General features: G+C 63.3%; 21 protein-coding genes. 8 read left to right on the top strand and 13 right to left on the bottom strand.

The features are described 5' to 3' along the window. The first annotated feature begins 100 nt into the window (after positions 1–100). The 4 genes from JQ575_RS15640 (at position 101) to JQ575_RS15625 (ending at position 3,970) form a co-directional block, all read left to right on the top strand. Entirely contained in the window at positions 101–349 is a 249-nt protein-coding gene (locus JQ575_RS15640; protein WP_212034127.1) for a hypothetical protein, read from the top strand. A gap of 197 nt (positions 350–546) precedes the next feature. Beyond that, positions 547–2,037, top strand: a complete 1,491-nt coding sequence (gene guaB / locus JQ575_RS15635; protein ID WP_212034126.1) for an IMP dehydrogenase — start codon at positions 547–549, stop codon at positions 2,035–2,037. 112 nt (positions 2,038–2,149) lie between these two features. Continuing rightward, entirely contained in the window at positions 2,150–2,773 is a 624-nt protein-coding gene (locus JQ575_RS15630; protein WP_212034125.1) for a hypothetical protein, read from the top strand. 171 nt (positions 2,774–2,944) lie between these two features. After that, positions 2,945–3,970 carry an NADP-dependent oxidoreductase gene (locus tag JQ575_RS15625; protein WP_212034124.1) on the top strand — a complete coding sequence of 342 codons (1,026 nt, stop codon included), beginning with the start codon at positions 2,945–2,947 and terminating at the stop codon, positions 3,968–3,970. Between the two features lie 10 nt (positions 3,971–3,980). Here the strand turns inward: JQ575_RS15625 and JQ575_RS15620 are convergent, their stop codons facing one another. From JQ575_RS15620 to JQ575_RS15580, 9 genes are all read right to left on the bottom strand, one after another. Then, positions 3,981–5,045, bottom strand: coding sequence for a LacI family DNA-binding transcriptional regulator (locus JQ575_RS15620; protein WP_212034123.1), 1,065 nt, complete (start codon positions 5,043–5,045; stop codon positions 3,981–3,983). Positions 5,046–5,234: 189 nt separating this feature from the next. Further along, a complete protein-coding gene (locus JQ575_RS15615) occupies positions 5,235–6,263 on the bottom strand; it encodes a succinylglutamate desuccinylase/aspartoacylase family protein (protein WP_212034122.1) in 1,029 nt (342 codons plus the stop codon). Between the two features lie 62 nt (positions 6,264–6,325). Continuing rightward, positions 6,326–6,670, bottom strand: a complete 345-nt coding sequence (locus JQ575_RS15610; protein WP_212034121.1) for a RidA family protein — start codon at positions 6,668–6,670, stop codon at positions 6,326–6,328. Between the two features lie 38 nt (positions 6,671–6,708). After that, entirely contained in the window at positions 6,709–7,506 is a 798-nt protein-coding gene (locus tag JQ575_RS15605; RefSeq protein WP_212034120.1) for a transporter substrate-binding domain-containing protein, read from the bottom strand. 47 nt (positions 7,507–7,553) lie between these two features. Next, positions 7,554–8,282 carry an amino acid ABC transporter ATP-binding protein gene (locus tag JQ575_RS15600; protein WP_212034119.1) on the bottom strand — a complete coding sequence of 243 codons (729 nt, stop codon included), beginning with the start codon at positions 8,280–8,282 and terminating at the stop codon, positions 7,554–7,556. Continuing rightward, positions 8,269–8,919 (bottom strand): amino acid ABC transporter permease, encoded by a 651-nt coding sequence (locus JQ575_RS15595; protein WP_212034118.1) that lies wholly within the window; start codon positions 8,917–8,919, stop codon positions 8,269–8,271. Before JQ575_RS15595 ends, JQ575_RS15600 begins: the two co-directional genes overlap by 14 nt. Positions 8,920–8,932: 13 nt before the next feature. Then, on the bottom strand, positions 8,933–9,592 hold the full coding sequence (locus JQ575_RS15590) for an amino acid ABC transporter permease (protein ID WP_212034117.1): 660 nt from the start codon (positions 9,590–9,592) through the stop codon (positions 8,933–8,935). A gap of 348 nt (positions 9,593–9,940) precedes the next feature. Beyond that, positions 9,941–10,780, bottom strand: a complete 840-nt coding sequence (locus JQ575_RS15585) for a metallophosphoesterase (protein WP_212034116.1) — start codon at positions 10,778–10,780, stop codon at positions 9,941–9,943. Between the two features lie 244 nt (positions 10,781–11,024). Continuing rightward, positions 11,025–11,732: an acriflavin resistance protein gene (locus JQ575_RS15580; RefSeq protein ID WP_312015942.1), complete on the bottom strand. Its 708-nt coding sequence runs from the start codon at positions 11,730–11,732 to the stop codon at positions 11,025–11,027. A 182-nt stretch (positions 11,733–11,914) separates the two neighbouring features. Between JQ575_RS15580 and JQ575_RS15575 the strand changes: the two genes are divergently transcribed. Together JQ575_RS15575 and JQ575_RS15570 are read left to right on the top strand one after the other, a co-directional pair. Next, positions 11,915–12,337, top strand: a complete 423-nt coding sequence (locus JQ575_RS15575; protein WP_192739738.1) for an MAPEG family protein — start codon at positions 11,915–11,917, stop codon at positions 12,335–12,337. Positions 12,338–12,366: 29 nt separating this feature from the next. Continuing rightward, a complete protein-coding gene (locus tag JQ575_RS15570; protein ID WP_212034115.1) occupies positions 12,367–13,665 on the top strand; it encodes an RsmB/NOP family class I SAM-dependent RNA methyltransferase in 1,299 nt (432 codons plus the stop codon). A gap of 108 nt (positions 13,666–13,773) precedes the next feature. Here the strand turns inward: JQ575_RS15570 and JQ575_RS15565 are convergent, their stop codons facing one another. Then, positions 13,774–14,106 (bottom strand): DHCW motif cupin fold protein, encoded by a 333-nt coding sequence (locus tag JQ575_RS15565; protein ID WP_212034114.1) that lies wholly within the window; start codon positions 14,104–14,106, stop codon positions 13,774–13,776. A gap of 256 nt (positions 14,107–14,362) precedes the next feature. Between JQ575_RS15565 and guaA the strand changes: the two genes are divergently transcribed. Then, positions 14,363–15,958: a glutamine-hydrolyzing GMP synthase gene (gene guaA, locus JQ575_RS15560; RefSeq protein ID WP_212034113.1), complete on the top strand. Its 1,596-nt coding sequence runs from the start codon at positions 14,363–14,365 to the stop codon at positions 15,956–15,958. A 134-nt stretch (positions 15,959–16,092) separates the two neighbouring features. On the opposite strand, the gene JQ575_RS46095 is transcribed toward guaA, so the two are convergent. The 3 genes from JQ575_RS46095 to JQ575_RS15545 form a co-directional block, all read right to left on the bottom strand. Further along, complete coding sequence (locus JQ575_RS46095; RefSeq protein ID WP_212034112.1) at positions 16,093–17,370, bottom strand: HNH endonuclease; 1,278 nt, start codon at positions 17,368–17,370, stop codon at positions 16,093–16,095. A gap of 3 nt (positions 17,371–17,373) precedes the next feature. Further along, positions 17,374–17,541, bottom strand: a complete 168-nt coding sequence (locus JQ575_RS15550) for a hypothetical protein (protein WP_212034111.1) — start codon at positions 17,539–17,541, stop codon at positions 17,374–17,376. Positions 17,542–17,827: 286 nt separating this feature from the next. Then, positions 17,828–18,385 carry a metallophosphoesterase gene (locus tag JQ575_RS15545; protein WP_212034110.1) on the bottom strand — a complete coding sequence of 186 codons (558 nt, stop codon included), beginning with the start codon at positions 18,383–18,385 and terminating at the stop codon, positions 17,828–17,830. 681 nt (positions 18,386–19,066) lie between these two features. Here JQ575_RS15545 and JQ575_RS15540 point away from each other — a divergent pair. Then, positions 19,067–19,510 carry an SRPBCC family protein gene (locus JQ575_RS15540; protein WP_212034109.1) on the top strand — a complete coding sequence of 148 codons (444 nt, stop codon included), beginning with the start codon at positions 19,067–19,069 and terminating at the stop codon, positions 19,508–19,510. Positions 19,511–19,659: the final 149 nt, after the last annotated feature.

The raw sequence follows: 19,659 nt of genomic DNA, 5'->3' as shown, positions 1-19,659 counted from the left end.
TGGGCTGTATCACCCTGCTGCCGGGCAAGCCATTGCGGAACCGCGCATACCACCTAAATCCTGCGTGACGCCGCTTACTGGCGCCACCGGAGACCCGACGATGATCTACCTGCTTGCCGCGCTGTTGCCGCCACTTGGGCTGCTCCTGAACGGACAGCCATTTTCGGCGATCTTCAACCTCGTTCTGCTGGTGTTTTGCCTGGTTTTCGGCCTGTTTTTCCACGTCCTGCTGCTGGTGCCGTCGGCGCATGCGCTCATCGCGGTTCACATGAAGCGGGAGGACCGCCGGCACCGGGAGGTGGTGGAGGCGATCCGCCAGCATGGCCCGCCGCCGGGATATCAACGTTAAGGCCCTTTAACTAAGGGCTTTTCGGGAAAAGGCTGTGCATAGCGGCCAAACGCTTTGATTCGGCCGCCTGCCATGCTATCGACCACCGTCAACCCCACCGATGGGCTTCGATTCGACGGCAGCGCCGCTCGCGCAGCCGAAGGCGACGTTCATCCCAAATAATACCGCGGCGGAAGGCCGCCGAAAGGAGTTGGCAAATGGCGCAGGGACTTCAGGCTATCCGCGAAGCCTACACGTTCGACGACGTGCTGCTCAAACCCGGTCTTTCCGACATCCTGCCCTCGGAGGCGGATATCCGCTCCCGCGTGACCCGCGCCATCCCGCTCAACATCCCGATTATCGCATCCGCGATGGATACGGTGACCGAAGCGCGCATGGCGATCGCGATGGCGCAGGCCGGCGGCGTCGGCGTCATCCACCGCAATTTCGATCCTGAAGGCCAGGCCGCCCAGGTGCGGCAGGTCAAGAAGTACGAATCCGGCATGGTGGTCAATCCGCTGACCATCGGTCCCGACGCCATGCTGTCGGACGCGCTGACGTTGATGAACGATCACGGCTTCTCCGGCATTCCGGTGGTCACCGGTGCTTCCAAGGGCGTCCCGGGCAAGCTCGTCGGCATCCTCACCAACCGCGACGTGCGTTTTGCCACCGACCCCAGGCAAAAAATCTCCGAGCTGATGACGCATGAAGGCCTCGTCACGGTGCGCGAAGGCGTCAGCCAGGACGAGGCGAAACGGATGCTGCACAAGCATCGCATCGAAAAGCTGCTGGTGGTCGACGAGCAATATCGCTGCGTCGGCCTGATCACCGTGAAAGACATGGAAAAGGCGGTCGCGCATCCGCTCGCCTGCAAGGACGCGCAGGGACGGCTTCGCGTCGCGGCCGCGACCACGGTCGGCGAGGGCGGCTTTGAGCGCACCGAGCTTTTGATCGACGCCGGCGTCGACCTCATCGTGGTGGACACCGCGCACGGCCACTCCTCGCGGGTGCTGGAAGCCGTCAATCGCATCAAGCGGCTCTCCAACGCCGTGCAGGTCATCGCCGGCAACATCGCCACCCAGGAAGGCGCGCAGGCGCTGATCGATGCCGGTGCGGATGCGATCAAGGTCGGCATCGGGCCGGGCTCGATCTGCACCACGCGCATTGTCGCCGGTGTCGGCGTTCCCCAGCTCACGGCGATCATGGATGCGGTCGAAGCCGCCAAGAAATCCGACATCCCCGTGATCGCCGATGGCGGCATCAAATATTCCGGCGATCTCGCCAAGGCGCTCGCCGCCGGCGCCGACATCGCCATGGTAGGCTCCTTGCTCGCCGGCACCGACGAGACCCCGGGCGAAGTGTTCCTGTGGCAGGGCCGTTCCTACAAGGCCTATCGCGGCATGGGCTCGGTCGGCGCGATGGCGCGCGGCTCGGCCGACCGCTACTTCCAGCAGGACATCAAGGACACGCTCAAGCTGGTGCCCGAGGGCATCGAGGGCCAGGTGCCGTATAAGGGCCCGGTCGGCAACGTCATGCACCAGCTCGCCGGCGGTCTGCGCGCGGCAATGGGCTATGTCGGCGCGCGCAACCTCGCCGAATTCCACGAGAAGGCGCAGTTCGTGCGCATCACCGGCGCGGGCCTGCGCGAAAGCCACGTCCACGACGTCACCATCACCCGCGAAAGCCCGAACTATCCGGGCGGAGTGTAATTTTAAGCCGTCATTCCGGGGCGCGAAGCGAACCCGGAATCTCGAGATTCCGGGTTCGCGTCTTCGAAGCGCCCCGGAATGACGGCCTCGCCATTGAAAGAAATTGAACATCATGGTCGATTGGTCGGACGACAGGATTGCCGCGCTTTCTAATCAGGATTTGAAGAATCTGCTCGTCAACGCCGAGCGGAAAGCCGCGGCTGACATCATCGCGCGGTGCAACGCCGAGCTGCAAAAGCGCAACGCGGCCAAGCCAGGCAAGGCATCGAAGCCGCGCACCGAGGCAAAAGAGTTCGAACACACGATGTCGGAGCAGCTCGCCGAAATCGGCAAGGCGATGGCCGCCAAATACGACCTGTCGGAGGAGACAGCGAAGGCGAAGTCGGTTGGCACCAAGGGCTTCAAGGCCCACAAGCTGCTCGACTCCAAGGGCTTTGCAAAGCTCGGCGGCATGCAGCGCGACGGTTCGGTGGCGGTCGACCGCTACATTTCCTATCGGCGTGGTACCGACATCGTCTCGCTCAGCGTCTTCCTGCTGAAGGATGCGCCGATCGAAACCCATGAGTTTCACGTGATCGCGCCGGCGGCCTTGCTGGATGGGGCAAAGCCGATTGCGGAGGTTCGTCCCACCGCAACGGAAGCCCAGAAGCAGACCGCGGATAGCGGTCTGGCGTTCCCCGATTTGCCAAGCGCTGCGGCGGCGTTTGAGGCCGCGCTGGCAAAAATCGCGGCCTGATATTTTCCGATACAGGTGGTATTGAAGAGTTTGAAACCGTCATTCCGGGATGGTGCGTAAGCACCAGACCCAGAATCTCGAGATTCCGGGTTCGATGCTTTGCATCGTCCCGGAATGACGGCGCCTCGATAGCTCGCAATGACGAATAAATAACAATCGGAGGAACCAACCATGTCCCAATCCGCAAAACGCATCGTCCTCGCGTCCCGCCCCACTGGCGAGCCCAAGCCTTCCGACTTCCGCCTCGAGGAATATTCAGCGCCGACACCGGGCGAGGGCCAGGTCCTGCTGCGCACCATCTGGCTGTCGCTCGATCCCTATATGCGCGGGCGGATGAGCGACGGCCCGTCCTATGCCGCGCCGGTGCCGATCGACGGCGTGATGGAAGGCGGCACGGTCAGCGAGGTGATCGCCTCGAACAATCCCGGCTTTGCGAAAGGCGACATCGTGCTGTCGCGCGCCGGCTGGCAGACCCATGCGATCTCGGACGGCAAGGGTCTAACCAAGATCGATCCGAAGCTCGCACCGATCTCGACCGCGGTCGGCGTGCTCGGCATGCCCGGCATGACCGCCTATACCGGCCTGCTCGATATCGGCAAGCCGCAGGCGGGCGAAACCGTCGTGGTGGCGGCGGCCTCCGGCGCCGTCGGTTCGGCCGTCGGCCAGATTGCGAAAATCAAGGGCGCGCGGGCGATCGGCATCGCGGGCGGCAAGGACAAATGCGACTACGTCAAAAAGGAGCTCGGCTTCGACGATTGCCTCGATCACCGCGATCCCGATCTCGCCGCAAAACTGAAGGACGCCTGCCCGAAGGGCATCGACGTCTATTTTGAAAACGTCGGCGGCGCGGTGTTCGATGCGGTGTTCCCGCAGCTCAACGCGTTCGCGCGCATGCCGGTCTGCGGCTTGATCGCCGAGTACAACAATTTCGGCGAGACCTCGCCGAAATGGGGCGGCAAGATGATGCGCGCGGTGCTGACCAAGCGCCTCACCATCCGTGGCTTCATCGTCAGCGATTTTGCCGCGCGCCATGGCGACTTCCTGCGCGACATGTCGGGATGGTTCCGCGAAGGCAAGATCAAGCACAAGGAGTTCGTCACCGAAGGCCTCGACAGCGCGCCCGCGGCGTTCATGGGCCTGCTCAAGGGCGCCAATTTCGGCAAGCAGCTGGTGCGGGTCGGACCGGACAAGGCGTAGGGAATCGGTCTCAGACGCTGCCGCGCTCGACGAAGAAGAGTTCGACCGCGTGTCGCTGCAGGGCATGCGGCGTACCGGCCAGACGCGCCAGCAGGAGTTCGCCGGCGATCCGGCCGATCGCCGCGGAATCAAATGCGATCGTGGTGAGGCCGGGCGTCATCTGATCCGCCACGTCGTTGTCGCCGAAGCCGAGCAACGCAAGATCGTGCGGCACGGACAGGCCGCGGGAGCGCGCCTCGATCAGCGCCCCCGTCGCCAAAAGATCGTTGGCGCAGAAGACGGCGTTGACCGGATCGCCACGGGCGAGAAGGGCGCCGAAGGCTGTGCGGCCGTCGACAAGACCGGTGACCTCGCCGACGGCGATCTCGTGCACGATCTCGATGCCGAGTTTTCCAGCGGCGGCGCGAAAACCGTCGCGGCGTAGCGCGCCGCGGCCGCTGCTGCGACCGATGAAGGCAACGCGGCGATGTCCGGCGGCCGCCAGTCGCTGGGCCGCCATCGCTCCGGCGTCGGCGTTGGAGAATCCGACGAGCATGTCGATCGGATCACGCGGATAGGCCCATGTCTCGATCACCGGAATGGCCAGCTCCTGCAGGGCGGCCCGGTTCTCTTCGAGCTCGATCACGCCGGTAAACAGCACGGCGGCCGGCCGGATGCCGCGCAGTGACTGCAGCATCGCCACTTCGCGGGCATAGGAGTAGGAGGTCTGACCGACCAACACTTCGTATCCTTCCGGCTCGAGCGCCGCTGCGAAGCTGCGCACGGCCAGGCCGAACTGCTGGCTGAGGATGTTGGAGACGAAGGCAATGACGACGTTGGAGCGGCCCGAACGCAACGCCCGCGCGTGAGGGTTGGAAGCGTATCCGGTCGCCTCGATGATCTCGAGAATACGGTCGCGGGTCTCGCGATTGACCTTCTCGGGATGACGCAGCACCCGCGACACCGTGATCGGGGAGACCCTGGCGCGTTCCGCCACCTCTTCGATGCGCGGCGGTCGCCCGATCGCAGTGCCGCGCCCGGGCGGTGCCGCAATTCGCACGACATCATCGAAGGTTGTCACGGTCGGATCGGCCATCGAACCCAGGGGCTAGAGCGTTTTCCAGCGAAGTGGATAGCGGTTCGCATAGCAATCAAGTTTACGCAGATTGCGTAGACTTATCTGCGGTAGAAAACGCGTCAAAACAAGAATTTAGAGCCCCGTTCCGATTCCATCGGAACGGAAAGGGCTCTGGCGTTGTCTAGAGTCGTTTCGCGCATCAAAAGCTCATCGGCCCGAAGCCTCATCCCGTGTCAACGGCCGGCCGACCTGGACCAGGCAATCACCGCTCTGGCAGTCGGTGTGGAGACGTTGCGAGATCACGATCCCGGCGGCGGGGAAGCGCAGCACTTCCTCGGGCGCCTCGGGTCGTTCGAAATCGTGGTACCAGCCCGCCACGTCGCCATCCACAACCCGCGCGCCGACCACGACCGCCGGTTCGAACCAGCCGCGCCGTGTCGCGAACACCGCCTGGGCGTGGCTATCCAGCGCCAGCAGTTCGGTTTGTCCTTCGATGGGCACGTGTGGGCCGAGCACCGGTGCATCGATGATGCCAAGCGCGAGCAGCAGGCGGTCCACGGCCCGGGCGGTCAGCGCCATCGTCTGCGGCGTGACGGTGCCGCCGGAGCCGAATTCGCCGGAGATGCCGATCGCTCCGGCCCGCGCGGCAGCTGCCATCGAGGTCGGGGCTTCGGCGCCGTTCTCGGCGACAAAGGCGAACGGCATTCCGAGCCCCTCCATGAGACTGAGCGCGCGGGCGAACATGTCCGGCGGGCCTTGCCGCTCGATCAGGGCGCAAGGCAGATGCGCCATCGACGTCCCACCGGAATGGATATCGAAGATCACGTCGTGGCGGGGGAAGAGTTCATGTTCGAGGAAATGCGCGAGCCGGAAAGTCGGCGTGCCCGAGGGGTCGCCAGGGAAGGCGCGGTTGAGATTGCCCTCGTCAAGCGGTGAGCGTCGGCGGGCTGCCATCACCGCCGGGAGATTGGCGAAGGGCAGAATGGTCACCTCGCCCTTCATGATGGCGGGATCGAGCCGGCGAAACAGCCGCGCGAGCGTGATCTCACCCTCGTATTCGTCGCCGTGGTTACCTGCCATCAGCAGAACTCGCGGGCCCGCACCGTTGCGGATCCGGAAGATCGGAATCTTGACCTGGAAATAGGGCGATCGATCGATCGAGAACGGGATGCTGAGGTGGCCCGACCATTTGTGGTCGGCGTCGAAGTCGATCTCGTGGAAAAGTCCGGTATGCATTGGATGCCTCAGGGCCGCGTCGTCACCGACGCCGGCCGAAGGTTGAAGGAGAAAAGCGCGTCTCAGACGGCGGCGACGGCCGTCATCTCGACGCGCAAATCGGGGTCTGCGAGCCGCGCTTCGACGCAGGCGCGTGCAGGCGGATTGGCGGGATCGATCCAGGCGTCCCACACCGAGTTCATCGCCTCGAAGTCGGTGATGTGCGGCAGGAAGACGTTGACCGCGACCAGCCTGGAGCGATCGGATCCAGCCTGCTTGAGCAGCGCCTCGATCTTGCCGAGCACCTGGCTCGTCTGGGAAACGATCCCCGCCTTGCGGTCGTCGGCCACCTGGCCGGCAATATGCACCATGCCGGCGCAGACGACGGCCTGGCTCATGCGCGGGCCGACCAAATAACGTTCAATCATGTTTGCAGCTCCTCGAGAAAAAAGAAGTTCGCCTGAACTCACAAGGTCGGCAGTGACTGCTCTTCCTTGAACCACTTCAGTTGCAGTTCGCCGAGCTTGCCGTTCAGCTTGTTGGTGAAGAGGGCGGTGTTGATCCAGTTGAGCAGATTCTGCTCGCCCTGCCGCAAGCCGATATGCGCCGGCGACTGACGGATCAGGAACTTGAGCTCGACCTCCTTGGTTGGATTCTGCTCTTTCACCTTGAGCGCGATCGCGCTGTTCTCGGCGAAGCTGTCGGCCTGGCCGGCGAGATAGGCGGCGATCGCCGAGGGAGTGTCCTCGAAGCGCACCAGCTTCACCTTTGGCGCATTGTCGGTGAGCCAGACGTCGAGCGTCGTTCCCTTGGCCACCGCGACGGTGTGGCGTTCGAGGTTTTCGGCCTTCTTGCCGGTCGCTGCGGCAATCGACTTCGGACCATAAACGCCGAGATTCACCACCGCGTAGGGTTGGGAGAACATGATCTGCTGGGCGCGTTCCGGCGTTGCACCAAGACCTGCGATCAGGACATCGATCTTGTCGGACAACAGGCTCGGGATGCGCGCCGCGCCCGTCACCGGGACGAGTTCGAGCTTCACGCCCATGTCGGCCGCAATCAGCTTGGCGAGATCGGCGTCGAGGCCGGCGATTTCGCCCTTGTCGTCCTTGAAGCCCCAGGGTGCAGCGTCGGTGAGGATGCCGACGCGCAGACGTCCGGCACCTAGCACATCCTTCAGCTTGTCGGCACTGGCAGGACCTGGCGCAGCGAGGACGGCGAGCGCCGTGGTGGCGATAGCGAAGAGGGATTTCAATCTTCTCATGACTCTCTCCTGGTGGTGGCACGATGGCCGGTTTGCTTGGTAGGTGCTCATTTCACCGAGGCGATGAAACTTGCGAGTTCGGGGGTCTCGGGTCGGACGAACAGTTTCGACGGCGGTCCCTCTTCCCAGACGCGGCCCCGGTGCATGAAGACGATGCGGTCGGCGACGTTGCGGGCAAACCCCATCTCGTGCGTGACGAGGATCATCGTCATGCCCTGGCGCGCCATCGCCTCCATCACCTTCAAGACCTCGCCGACCAGTTCGGGGTCGAGCGCCGAAGTCACCTCGTCGAACAGCATGAGGTGCGGGGCCATGGCAAGGCAGCGGGCAATCGCCACCCGCTGTTGTTGACCGCCGGAGAGCTGCTCCGGCCAGGCGTCGATCTTGTCGGCAAGGCCGACGCGGGCGAGGACATCCAGGGCAAGCGGGCGCGCTTCGGACTTGCCGATGCGGCCGGTGAGCAATGGGGCCAGCGTGATGTTGCGTTCGACCTTGAGATGGGAAAACAGGTTGAAGGCCTGGAAGACGATGCCGACGCGCTGGCGAAACTGCCGCAAGTCCGGCATCCTGGCGTGGACCCGTTGTCCCTCGACGTGAATCTCCCCGGCATCGACCGTCTCGAGCGCGTTGATGCAGCGGAGCAGCGTCGATTTGCCCGAGCCGGAGCGGCCGATGATCGTGACGATCTCGCCCTCTTCGACGTCGAGCGAAACGCCGTTGAGCACGTCGGTCCGGCCGAACTTCTTGTGGACGTCGCGGATTTCAACGAGAGCCATCGAGGCGAGCCTCCAGGGAACGGGACCACAGCGTGAGCGGCAGGCAGGTTGCGAAGTAGATCGCCGCGACCACGGCGTAGGTGAGCAGGGGCTGGAAGGTCGCGGCGCTCACCACTTGGCCGGCGCGCGCCAGCTCGACGAAGCCGATGATCGAAGCGAGCGAGGTGCCCTTCACGAGCTGGACGAGGAAGCCGACCGTCGGCGGCAGCGACAGGCGCAGCGCCTGCGGCCCGACGATGTGGCGGAATTGCTGCCAGCGCGACAGGCCGAGGCAGGCACCGGCTTCCCATTGCGCCTGTTTCACAGCCTCGAGCCCGCCGCGCCAGATATCGCCCAGGAAGGCCGCGGTGTAGAGCGTGTAGGCCACCGTAACCGCGACGAGCGCCGGCACCTGGATGCCAAGGAACACCGGCATGCCGAAGTAAAAGAAGAAGAGCAGGCCGAGCAGCGGCACGCCCTGGATCACCTGGATCGCTGCGGCCGAGATCCAGCGCAGCGGGGCGAGGCGGCTGATCCGGCCCGTCGCCAGCCCAAGTCCGAGCGGCGCGCCGAAGCCGAGAGCGAGGACGACCAGCACCACCGTCCAGCGCAGCGCCGAGAGCAGCGAGACGAAATCGATGAAGGTGAAGGATCGCATGCGGCGGCCTGCCTCAACGCCGCCGGGGCCAGCGGAAGGCGAGGGCGCCCACCACCGCGAACAGGATCTTGAACGACATCGCCATCGCGAAATAGACCGCGCAGATGATCGCGTAGACTTCGAAGCTGCGATAGGTGCGGCTCTCGATGAAGCCTGCGACGTGGAACAGCTCATCGGCGGCGACCTGCGAGGCGAGCGAAGTCCCGAGCAGGAGCAGCACGAATTGGCTGGTCACCGCCGGATAGGCGTTCCGCAGCGCCGGCGGCAGCAGGATATGGAAAAACACCTGCCAGCCGCTGAGACCGAGGCATTGGCCGGCCTCGATCTGGCTTTTCGGGACGGAGTCGAGGCCCGAGCGGATGATCTCGATCGAATAGGCGCCGAAGTAGAGCGACAGCGCCACCGCCGCCGCCTCGAACGCCGGCAGCTTCAAGCCGAAGCTCGGCAGCACGAAGAACACGATGAAGATCTGGATCAATGATGGCGTATTGCGGAACAGCTCGATGTAGCCGCGCACCAGCCAGCGCGTGGGCTTCACGCGCCCCTTGAGTGCGACGGCGCCGGCGGTGCCGATCAGGAGGCCGAAGCAGGCGGCTATGACGGTCAGTTCGAGCGTGACGATCGTCCCATCGATCAATTGGTCGCGATAGCGCCACAGCGGCAGGAAGTTCATCGCCGTTCCCTCAGCCGAAACGGCCGTGCAGGACCCGCCTCACGGTCCTGTCCGCACCGGGACCGAAGATCACGCACCACCGATCGAGCTGGGTGCAGGGATGGGAGATGCCGAGGGGGATGTGTCGCTCCATCTGTGGCGATCCAGGTGTTGGATCCACCGTATAATGGAATGACAACGTTGTCATTACCAGTTTTTAGCCAGATTCGGCCCAAGAAGCAGGCAAAGGCGTATCCAGGGAGAGGACGACAGCGAACGAGGAACCTAGTCCGCGCTGGGGACCAGCCGGCCAAACGAAACGGCACGACCACCAAAGCGCGCGGCCGTCGACTATTCTGAATTCACGGGCTAACTGGCCGGCGCTTTTTGGAGCAACTCGTCCAGGTCGACATCGACCTGGCCGGGCGCGCGGATGTGGCGGACTTCGAAACTGTCCGGCGTAAAGCGGTATTCCACCAACCCGGTTTCCTTCAGCGCGATCCGCTCCTGCCGCTTGTCGGAAATGATGAAGCCGGCCGACGGCGCCCAGACATGACGGACGCGGCCATAGGTGAAATCGCGGCGCTGGTGGACGTGGCCGGAGGCGATCAGGCGCAGATCGACCGTGCCGAACATCTCGATCAACCGCGCCCGCGCCGGCTGCGGCACGTAGCGGATCGCGGAAACCTCAAGCTCGGGATCGTCGGGCGCGTCGAGATAGAGCGGCTTGTGTACGAACAGCGCGACCGGTTTGCCGTTCGTGCATGACAGCTCGGACGCGAGCCAGTCGAACTGCTCGGCCTCGCTGGCAAGCCCGGTGTTCATGATCAGCGAGTTCAATCCGACAAAACACCAGCCGGCTTCGTCGAAGCGCCAGCGGTCTTCGCCGATCACGGCGCGATAGCTTTGCAGATGCTGTTCGCTCGCGGGATGTGAAGGCACCGGTCCGACCGCGGTCGGATTGTCGCCGATGTCGTGATTGCCGGGCAGATAGCGGCAGGCGACCGGAAGCTCGGCGTGCAGCGATTTGGCGAAGACGAGATCGTTCGGACTGGTCGGCGCATCGAAAGCAAGATCGCCGCTGTTGATCACAAGATCAGGCCGCGTCGCGTCGATATGTTCAGCTGCGCGATGAAAATTGTCGGTGAGCTTTGCGAGGCGCCGGGCGAGGTGGGTATCGGAAATCTGGGTCAGGCGGAATTGGCTCATGTGAAAATCCTTTCATCGCCGATTATAGATTTGTCGGCGACGGAATGATGAAATTTTGCACGCCGTCGCTTGCGAAAGGAGCGGTCCGGAGCAGGGTGTTTGAATGTTTGTTTGAAAGGTCGTTTGAATCGGGACTTGTCATTGCGAGGAGCGAAGCGACGAAGCAATCCATCCATCCGTTATGCCGCGCAATGGATTGCTTCGCTGCGCTCGCAATGACGGGGATGGAGCGATGTTATGTCACTCACAGCACGCGGTAGCGGATCGCGAACGCGTTATGCGTCTCCGGTGTCACGGCGTCGCCCTTCGCAAGCGTGATGCCGTCGGCCAGGTGCCAGGGCCCGAACTTGTCGGAATGCGTCGGGCTGGCCGGCAGCCGCAGCTTGAACTGGGTTTGCGCGCTCCCGGGCAGATTGAGCACCACCGTGCGTTCGGTGGTGCGGTAGTCGAGGGTGACGGTTCCCTTCAGCACGTTGCGGCCGTCCGACGTCGCGGCCAGCGCATCCTGCACTTTGGCCAGCTTCTGGTTCCGGTCGGTGAGCAGTTCCACCTGGGTATCGGCAATTGCGGTCAGCGCCGCCTTCGGCAGCCGGATTTCGAATTCCACCGCGGGTTTTGCCGGATTGATGCCGAGATAGGCCAGCGCGGCATGCCTGACGTCGTAGACCACGAAGGCGAAGAGGGCGATCACGACAAAAGCGGCGAGGCCGTGCTTGAAAAGATCGCGCGGGCTGCGGTAGCCGCTGCGGAAATAGACCGACAGCATGATCGCCACCGCCAGCGCGGCGGCGACACCGGCCAGCGCCGACATCACAATGCCAAGCCCGCCATCGACGCTGTCGTCGAACCAGCCGGTTCCGGCGCCAACCATCCGGAGCAACGAGGTCATGGAATCACCGGGCACTTCGGCCACACGGGCCGCGCCGGTCCAGAGCGGTGAGGTGATATTCATCGGGCCATCTCGAAGGGCGGAGCCGTTCCGACCGGAATGACCTGAGCGCTCCAGCAGTAGGTCACGGCGGCGCCGATTGCGGTTCAACTGGACGCGGCTGCCGATTTGTCACAGGGCGGCACCCCCGCTATTGGTGATGCGGGCGGCGAACGCCCTGCGGGGAGATTCCCATGGGCGTCCTGATGTCGATTCAACTGGTTTTGCTGCCTGTCTTTGCCCAGGTCGGGCTCACCTTTGCGCTGCTGCTGTGGATGGCCACGGCGCGGACCGGTGCCCTGAAAGCGAGGGAAACCAGCCTGAAGGACATCGCGCTGCGCCAGCCGAACTGGCCCGAAAAGGCCACCAAGATCGGCAATTGCTACAGCAACCAGTTCGAAATCCCGGTCCTGTTCTACATCCTGATCGCGCTGGCGCTGCCGCTGCGCAAGGCGGATTTCTTCATCCTGCTGATGTCCTGGGTGTTCGTCGTGACGCGCTTTGCGCATGCCGGGATCTTTGTCACGTCGAACGACGTCCGGACCCGCTCGCTGGCCTGGTTCGCCGGCGTCCTTGTGCTGCTGGCGATGTGGATCTACTTCGCGCTGAAGATGCTGCTTCTTATCTGAGCGCGACCTTCTCGAACCGAAAGCCTTGAATGACCCCCGCCGCCCGGCTGTCCGCAGCCATCGAACTGATCGACACCATCGACGCCCAGCGCGTTCCCGCCGCCAAGGCGCTGAAGGAGTGGGGCACCGCGCACCGCTATGCCGGTTCCGGCGACCGCGCCGCGATCGCGGGCCTCGTCTGGGACGTGTTGCGCCGGCGCGCCTCGAGCGCCTGGCTGATGGAGGCGGATACGCCGCGGGCCCGCGTGCTCGGCATGCTCCGGCTTGAGCGCGGCATGGACACCGAGACGATCTCCAATCTATGCCACGGCGAGCGCTTTGCGCCCGAACCGCTCAGTGCGGCGGAACGCACGGCCCTGACCTCGCGCTCCCTGAGCGATGCGCCGCCGCACATCGCCGGCGATTACCCGGAATGGCTGGATGCGCATCTGGCAGATGTGTTCGGCGACGACCGCGTGGCGGAAGCCACGGCCATGGCCAGCCGGGCGCCGCTCGACCTTCGCATTAACACCCTAAAAGCCAACCGCGAGAAGATGTTGCCGCGGCTTTCTCATCTCGGCGCGCAGCCGACGCCATGGTCCGCGATCGGCCTGCGCATCGAACTCGGCGCCGACGCCCGCAATCCCGGCATCCATGCCGAGGAAGACTTCATCAAGGGCGCCGTTGAAGTGCAGGATGAGGGATCGCAGCTGGCGGCGTTGCTGTCGGCGGCAAAACCCGGCGAGCAGGTGATCGACCTATGCGCCGGCGCCGGCGGCAAGACCCTTGCGCTGGCGGCAATGATGCAGGGCAAGGGCCGATTGATTGCCACCGACCACGACAAGCGCCAGCTCGCGCCGATCCACGAGCGGCTGTCGCGCGCCGGCATCCATAATGCCGACGTCCGCACGCCGAAGGGCGACGCCGACCCGCTGGCCGACATCCACGCCTCGGCCGATCTGGTCGTGATCGACGCGCCCTGCACCGGCACCGGCACCTGGCGCCGCAACCCCGACGCCAAATGGCGCATGCGTCCCGGCGCGCTCGAAGTGCGCTTGAAGGACCAGGCCGAAGTGCTTGATCGCGCGGCCGCTCTGGTTAAGCCGGGCGGCCGGATCGCCTACATCACGTGCTCCGTGCTGCCGCCGGAAAACGGCGCGCAGGTCCGCAGTTTTGTCGGGCGCCATCCAGAGTTTGCAGTGGTGCCGCCGGAGCAGACGGCGAGCGTGCTGTGGGACAAGGCGGAAGATTTTGCCAACGCCGCGTTGGAAACGTCGGAGGGTTGGCTGATGACGCCGCGACGGACGGGAACGGATGGGTTTTTTGTGTCGGTGCTGAAGAAGGGCTAGGTCTCCGCCACCGTCATTGCGAGGAGCGAAGCGACGAAGCAATCCATCCATCCGTTATGCCGCGCTATGGATTGCTTCGCTTCGCTCGCAATGACGGGGTAAAGACCCTCAATCCACAATAAACAGCTTCGCCCCCGTCGTCGTCGACGACCGGTGCGCGGCATCACCAAAATCCGACACCTGATAGCTCATCCCCGCCGTCAGCTTGAACTTCCGCCCATCCCGCAGCTCGCTATCCAGTTCTCCCTCCAGCACATAAAGCACATGCCCACGATCGCACCAGTGATCGGCAAGATAGCCCGGCGTGTACTCCACCATCCGCACCCGCAAGTCGCCGATATCAAGCGTCCGCCAAATCGCCTGACCCGTCTCGCCCTTGTGCGTCGTCGGCTCGACCTTGCTCCAGTCGGTGACGGTGAAGGGCAGGGTGGGGATTTTCATGGGGTGTCCTATTGCTGGAAGATATGAGGCGCGTTTGCCTCCACCGTCATTGCGAGGAGCGAAGCGACGAAGCAATCCATTCTTTCTATGCCGCCCGATGGATTGCTTCGCTTCGCTCGCAATGACGGCTTGAGCCGCTAGGTTGGGCAAATCAGGCGGCGCTTACCCAGATACCTCCCGTCCACCGCCCACATAAGAATGTGAGTCCCCCATCTGTGCGGTTGCGACGCCGCCCCCCGTCGCGTAATTCCTGTCCATGACAGCAGCACAGCCCGCAGCAGAGTCGACGCCCTCGGTGGCCTCGGCGCACGACAAGATTCTGATCGTCGATTTCGGCAGTCAGGTGACGCAACTGATCGCCCGCCGCGTGCGCGAGGAGGGCGTTTATTCCGAGATCGTGCCGTTCCAGAATGCGGAGCAAGCCTTCCAGGAGATGAAGCCGAAAGCGGTGATCCTCTCCGGCGGTCCGGAATCGGTGCATGAGGCCGGCTCGCCCCGCGCGCCGCAGCTGATCTTCGATTCCGGCGTTCCCGTGCTCGGCATCTGCTACGGCCAGATGACCATGGCCGCCCAGCTCGGCGGCGAGGTCGAGGGCGGCCATCACCGCGAATTCGGCCGCGCCGATGTCGAGGTCAAGGCGGCGAGCCAGCTGTTCGAATCCACCTGGGGCATGGGCGAAAAGCACCAGGTCTGGATGAGCCATGGCGACCGCATCACCAAAATGCCGCCGGGCTTTTCGGTCGCGGGCGTCAGCGCCAACGCGCCGTTCGCGATCATCCAGGACGAGACGCGCAGATATTACGGCCTGATGTTCCACCCCGAAGTGGTGCACACGCCGGATGGCGCCAAACTGATCCGCAATTTCGTCAGGAAAGTTTCCGGCCTCACCGGCGACTGGACCATGCGCGCCTTCCGCGAGGAGGCGATCGAAAAGATCCGCGCCCAGGTCGGCAAGGGCAGGGTGATCTGCGGCCTCTCCGGCGGCGTCGATTCAGCCGTCGCCGCGGTGCTGATCCACGAAGCGGTCGGCGACCAGCTCACCTGCGTGTTCGTCGATCACGGCATGCTGCGGCTCGATGAAGCCAAGACCGTCGTCGACCTGTTCCGGCACCACTACAACATTCCCCTGGTGCACGTGGATGCCTCCAAGCAATTCCTCGGCGAGCTCGCTGGCGTCACCGATCCCGAAGTAAAACGCAAAACCATCGGCCGCCTGTTCATCGACGTGTTCGACGCCGAGGCGAAAAAGATCGGCGGCGCGGATTTCCTGGCGCAGGGCACGCTCTACCCCGACGTGATCGAGAGCGTCTCCTTCACCGGCGGCCCGTCGGTGACCATCAAGAGCCACCACAATGTCGGCGGCCTTCCTGATCGCATGAACATGAAGCTGGTCGAGCCCTTGCGCGAATTGTTCAAGGACGAAGTCCGCGTGCTGGGCCGCGAACTAGGCCTCCCCGAAATCTTCGTCGGCCGCCACCCGTTCCCCGGCCCCGGCCTCGCCATCCGCTGCCCCGGCGACATTACAAAAGAAAAGCTCGACATCCTCCGCAACGCCGACGCCGTCTATATCGACCAGATCAGGAAACACGGCCTCTACGATGCGATCTGGCAGGCCTTTGCCGTGCTGCTGCCGGTGAAAACCGTCGGCGTGATGGGCGACGGCCGCACCTACGAATACGTCGTCGGCCTCCGCGCCGTCACCTCCACCGACGGCATGACGGCGGACTTCTATCCCTTCGAGATGAAATTCCTGGGTGAGACCGCGACAAGGATCATCAACGAGGTGAAGGGGGTGAATAGGGTGGTGTATGACGTGACGTCAAAACCGCCGGGGACGATTGAGTGGGAGTAGGGGTGGCATAGCACTTCTGCTCTGTGAGCGGCCCAAGCGCTTCTCGCGCTTGGTCCAGGCGTTTCGCCAGCTTGTCGGTGAATCGTCGCTCTCCATGCTGATCTAACACGCACGCGCAAGGCCCAGTTGATCGGCTAGCGCAGGAACTGCGCGCGGTGATGCGCGAGATAGGGCGCGTGACGCGGATCAAGGCCGCCGATCGTCATATCTTCCAGAAGGCCTAGGCGCGCGCGATTCTCCGCCGATACCGCAGTTGAGATGCGCAGGCGGCCATCGTCCTCGAAGGTGATGAGGTGCCGATCGAACAAAGCGTCGATATGGGCGCAGAGCAGAATTCCGTTGAACGGATCGAGCCTCTCGACATTGGAGGATTCGCTCCAAGCTTTGATGTGCGAGGCTCGCAGGATTGCCCCATGATCGACGCGCGCGACGGGGCAGGCGCCGCCCCAATAGATCAGGAGTGCATCGCGGAATTCACCCTGGCCGATCCGTGCCGCGCTGAGGCGTTCGCGTTCCGTCAGCGGATTGTCCTCCGACGCCACGGTGCGCACCTCGCCGTCCGGCGTCGCGATCGTCGCTTCACGCTGGAGAAAGCCGAGAAGGGTTCCGAGCCGGTTCGCCCCAATCCCGATCGCGAAGCCATGCCGACGTTCGCTTGCGCGATGATCGGCATAGGCGGGAAAGGCGCGAAGGTTGCTGTTCACATAGGTTCGTGCTGGATCGGGCACGTCGATGCCAACGATCGCGCGCAGCTTATCAGCGAGGCCGACAAAATGAGGGTGGGCGACCAGCGCGCGCGTATCTGTCTCGCGTTTCACATAGACGATGAGATCGCCACGGCGCAGTTGCATCAACTTCTTGGTGCTATGCGATACGCTGAAGCCATGGCTCCCAAGCGCGCCAATGAGGTCGTCGCGGGTGAGTTCTCCCGCTGGCGCCGCGGGCTGCACGGCGGAGATTGGCAGCGTCAGCCGTTCGGCCTTCCGCACCCAACTGCGCCGATTCGCGTCCGGCCAATCGACCCGCAGCCTCGCTGTGTGCTCGGCCAGCTCCGGCCTCTGGCGTGTGTTGAAAATATCGACCGGCTCGCCAAAGCCCGGGGCGTCGCCGCGATAGTCGCACAACCAGTCAGCCTTGCGCGTGCCCGCCAACTCGGCGTCGAATAGCCCGATGAACATGGTCTCGCCCTTGGCCGGGCATACGAACGCGGCCCAAATCTTGCGCTTGCGAAAGAGTGGGCGGCCCGCTTCCTGGGTCGCTTGATAGCGCATAAACCCGGCCGGATTGTCGCGCCAAAGATCGTGAAGCGTCGCATGGTTTGTGCCGCGCCCGGGAGTGTGATGGCGGATGACACAGACGTCGACCGAATCGATCCCGGCCGCTTTCAGAAGATCGTTGAATTCCGTTGCCACGGTTCAGGCACGGGGAAGTGTGGCGCGGCCGCCATTTGCGAGGCCGTCGACCTCCGCCCGAGTTAGGACATAGCTTGGCTCGTAGCGCAGGCCGACATCGAGCGCGTCGCCGATCGACCAGATAGCGAGATCGGCGCTAGGTCCAAACTCGCGTGCCGCGAGATGCCTCAAGGCCGTAAGGTCCGTACGCAGCGCATCGTCTTTTGCTCCTTGCCAACAATTAGGCCGAGCAGGGATGTGATCCCTGCGATTGGTGCGGCTAGTCTAGCACGGCGCCTTAGCTACGTCTGGAACGTGAGCCATCATTTTCTCCCGCGCAAAAGGTGGATGTATTTGCGGGTATCGTCAAGATAGCTCCTAGGGCGGATTAGCCGAAGGCGTAATCCGCCGCACTGTTTCATCGCGACGACTGATGGAGCTGAGGGTTACGCTTAGCTTTACCCGCTATCAGAATCGGTCACGCAACTGGAGCTATCGGGAGTGCCCCTTGGAAGACCTGCGCGCCGGCAACTGCGTCAAGTCGCAATTCGCGTATCCACAGATCGATTGCGTCTGCGCGCAGGCGGAACAGGCAGTAGGTGTTCCGCTCGCCAGGAGGCAGTCGCTCGTTCTTCGCACCGGTACTGCCATTGGCGATGACGTGGATCGGCGCCCCAGCTAAGTCGCCATGGAGAGGAAGACTGTGGTACATCGCGATTTTTGGCTTGTGCTGATGGCCGTGAAGGGCAACGTTGACGCGGGCGCGTTGTGCTGCTGCTAGAATGTCGGACGCGTCAAGCGTCAACGTAACACCCTTGGACTTTGGCGCTTCGACATTGGCAACCGGAAGCAGATGGTGGTGCAGAGCAAGGAATCGAAAGGTCGGTCGCTCAGTTTTTTGCTTTGCTAGATCGGCGATAGCGTCCAGTCCATTGCGCCCCACATAGCCATATTCCGTCCATTCGGTAGCGGCGATTGTACATGAGTTTAGCACGCAAACGTCGAGATCTGCTTCACCGAGGTGAATTCTGCGCACGTATCACGCAACAACGAAGTTGCCTTCGCCTGCGACAAAATAACCCGACGGGCAAATCGCTTCTGATTGTCAGAAAATATGTCAAGGCCAAAATTTCTGTAAAACAAAAATATTCTTCTTTCCATGTACCCCAAATCACCGGCACATATCTGCCCATCCCGTCCTGCCATGAGGGGCGTCGGCCATCGTCACGAACGTTGGGCGGGTTGCGATGGACGCCGGTGTTGCGCTTGACGGGCGCGGCAAAGGCGTACGGCAAAAGCGTGTGGTCCTGGCGCCCGTAACGGCGTCAAGCTTTTGGGAGGCTAACGCTGACCAGAGGCGACGGTGGCAATAGAGGCCGTCTCACCGGGGAGAGCGCGTCATAAGCCGTAAAGCCATTGCGCAGGGAAGGCTGGGTGTTCCCCGCTGCCCTGTATGCTCGTGTGCAGCATTCTTATGCACAATCGCACACGAGACCGCGGGTGCAGCGCGCACCCGGCCTTCCCTGCGCCCTCTGTCATCAGAGGGCGAAACCAAAGCAATAGCTCGGGCATATTGTGCCGCGAGAATGCGGACCCATGCTACCGTAGGCCGAACAGGCGTGAGTTTCTTTTCAAGAAAATCCCAGACCCCATGTCGGCTCGATCAAGTCTCGTTCGTCCTCGGGGCACCAACCTGCAATCCAAGAGGTCCATCAGCATGCCCAGCACCATCCGTTTGCACCGTGTCCTGACAACCAGCCCGCAAAAAGTCTATCGCGCGTTCGTCGAAGCGGATGCGCTTGCGAAATGGCTTCCGCCGAACGGCTTTACCTGCACCGTGCACCATCAGGAGCCGAAGGTCGGCGGTACGTTCAGGATGTCCTTCCGGAATTTCACGACGGACAAAAGCCACGCGTTCGGCGGCAAATATGTCGAACTCGTGCCCGGCGAACGCCTGCGCTACACCGATACGTTCGATGATCCGAACCTGCCCGGCGAGATGCAGGTGACCGTGACGCTGAAGAAAGTGTCGGTCGGCACCGAGGTGAATATCGAGCAGGCCGGCGTGCCTGATGTCATTCCAGCCGAGGCTTGCTATCTCGGTTGGCAGGAGTCGCTGCGAAACCTGGCGAAGCTCGTCGAGCCCGAGATTAATCAGTAGGGCGCTTTTGTCATTCCGGGGCGCGCCACTTGGCGCGAGCCCGGAATCCATTAGGGCACGTATTCAGTCGATAAATGGATTCCGGGCTCTCGCTTCGCGAGCCCCGGAATGACGGAGAGAAGTCGACTTGTCCGCCGTAGCTACGTCGA

The sequence above is a fragment of the Bradyrhizobium sp. JYMT SZCCT0428 genome, assembly GCF_018131075.1.
Classification (GTDB): Bacteria; Pseudomonadota; Alphaproteobacteria; order Rhizobiales; family Xanthobacteraceae; genus Bradyrhizobium.
The sequence above is the reverse complement of the archived record's forward strand: the minus strand, read 5'-3'. Positions and strand labels throughout refer to the sequence as shown.

What these genes read in the sequence shown, in the direction of transcription:
- JQ575_RS15595 (WP_212034118.1), bottom strand. Translation starts at nt 8,919, where the DNA reads ATGCGATCCTTCACCTTCATCGATTTCGTCTCGCTGCTCTCGGCGCTG.
- JQ575_RS15605 (WP_212034120.1), bottom strand. Translation starts at nt 7,506, where the DNA reads ATGAGAAGATTGAAATCCCTCTTCGCTATCGCCACCACGGCGCTCGCC.
- JQ575_RS15615 (WP_212034122.1), bottom strand. Translation starts at nt 6,263, where the DNA reads ATGCATACCGGACTTTTCCACGAGATCGACTTCGACGCCGACCACAAA.
- JQ575_RS15575 (WP_192739738.1), top strand. Translation starts at nt 11,915, where the DNA reads ATGTCGATTCAACTGGTTTTGCTGCCTGTCTTTGCCCAGGTCGGGCTC.
- JQ575_RS15565 (WP_212034114.1), bottom strand. Translation starts at nt 14,106, where the DNA reads ATGAAAATCCCCACCCTGCCCTTCACCGTCACCGACTGGAGCAAGGTC.
- JQ575_RS15610 (WP_212034121.1), bottom strand. Translation starts at nt 6,670, where the DNA reads ATGATTGAACGTTATTTGGTCGGCCCGCGCATGAGCCAGGCCGTCGTC.
- JQ575_RS15585 (WP_212034116.1), bottom strand. Translation starts at nt 10,780, where the DNA reads ATGAGCCAATTCCGCCTGACCCAGATTTCCGATACCCACCTCGCCCGG.
- JQ575_RS15630 (WP_212034125.1), top strand. Translation starts at nt 2,150, where the DNA reads ATGGTCGATTGGTCGGACGACAGGATTGCCGCGCTTTCTAATCAGGAT.
- guaA (WP_212034113.1), top strand. Translation starts at nt 14,363, where the DNA reads ATGACAGCAGCACAGCCCGCAGCAGAGTCGACGCCCTCGGTGGCCTCG.
- guaB (WP_212034126.1), top strand. Translation starts at nt 547, where the DNA reads ATGGCGCAGGGACTTCAGGCTATCCGCGAAGCCTACACGTTCGACGAC.
- JQ575_RS15625 (WP_212034124.1), top strand. Translation starts at nt 2,945, where the DNA reads ATGTCCCAATCCGCAAAACGCATCGTCCTCGCGTCCCGCCCCACTGGC.
- JQ575_RS15540 (WP_212034109.1), top strand. Translation starts at nt 19,067, where the DNA reads ATGCCCAGCACCATCCGTTTGCACCGTGTCCTGACAACCAGCCCGCAA.
- JQ575_RS15580 (WP_312015942.1), bottom strand. Translation starts at nt 11,732, where the DNA reads ATGAATATCACCTCACCGCTCTGGACCGGCGCGGCCCGTGTGGCCGAA.
- JQ575_RS15570 (WP_212034115.1), top strand. Translation starts at nt 12,367, where the DNA reads ATGACCCCCGCCGCCCGGCTGTCCGCAGCCATCGAACTGATCGACACC.
- JQ575_RS15590 (WP_212034117.1), bottom strand. Translation starts at nt 9,592, where the DNA reads ATGAACTTCCTGCCGCTGTGGCGCTATCGCGACCAATTGATCGATGGG.
- JQ575_RS15640 (WP_212034127.1), top strand. Translation starts at nt 101, where the DNA reads ATGATCTACCTGCTTGCCGCGCTGTTGCCGCCACTTGGGCTGCTCCTG.
- JQ575_RS15620 (WP_212034123.1), bottom strand. Translation starts at nt 5,045, where the DNA reads ATGGCCGATCCGACCGTGACAACCTTCGATGATGTCGTGCGAATTGCG.
- JQ575_RS15600 (WP_212034119.1), bottom strand. Translation starts at nt 8,282, where the DNA reads ATGGCTCTCGTTGAAATCCGCGACGTCCACAAGAAGTTCGGCCGGACC.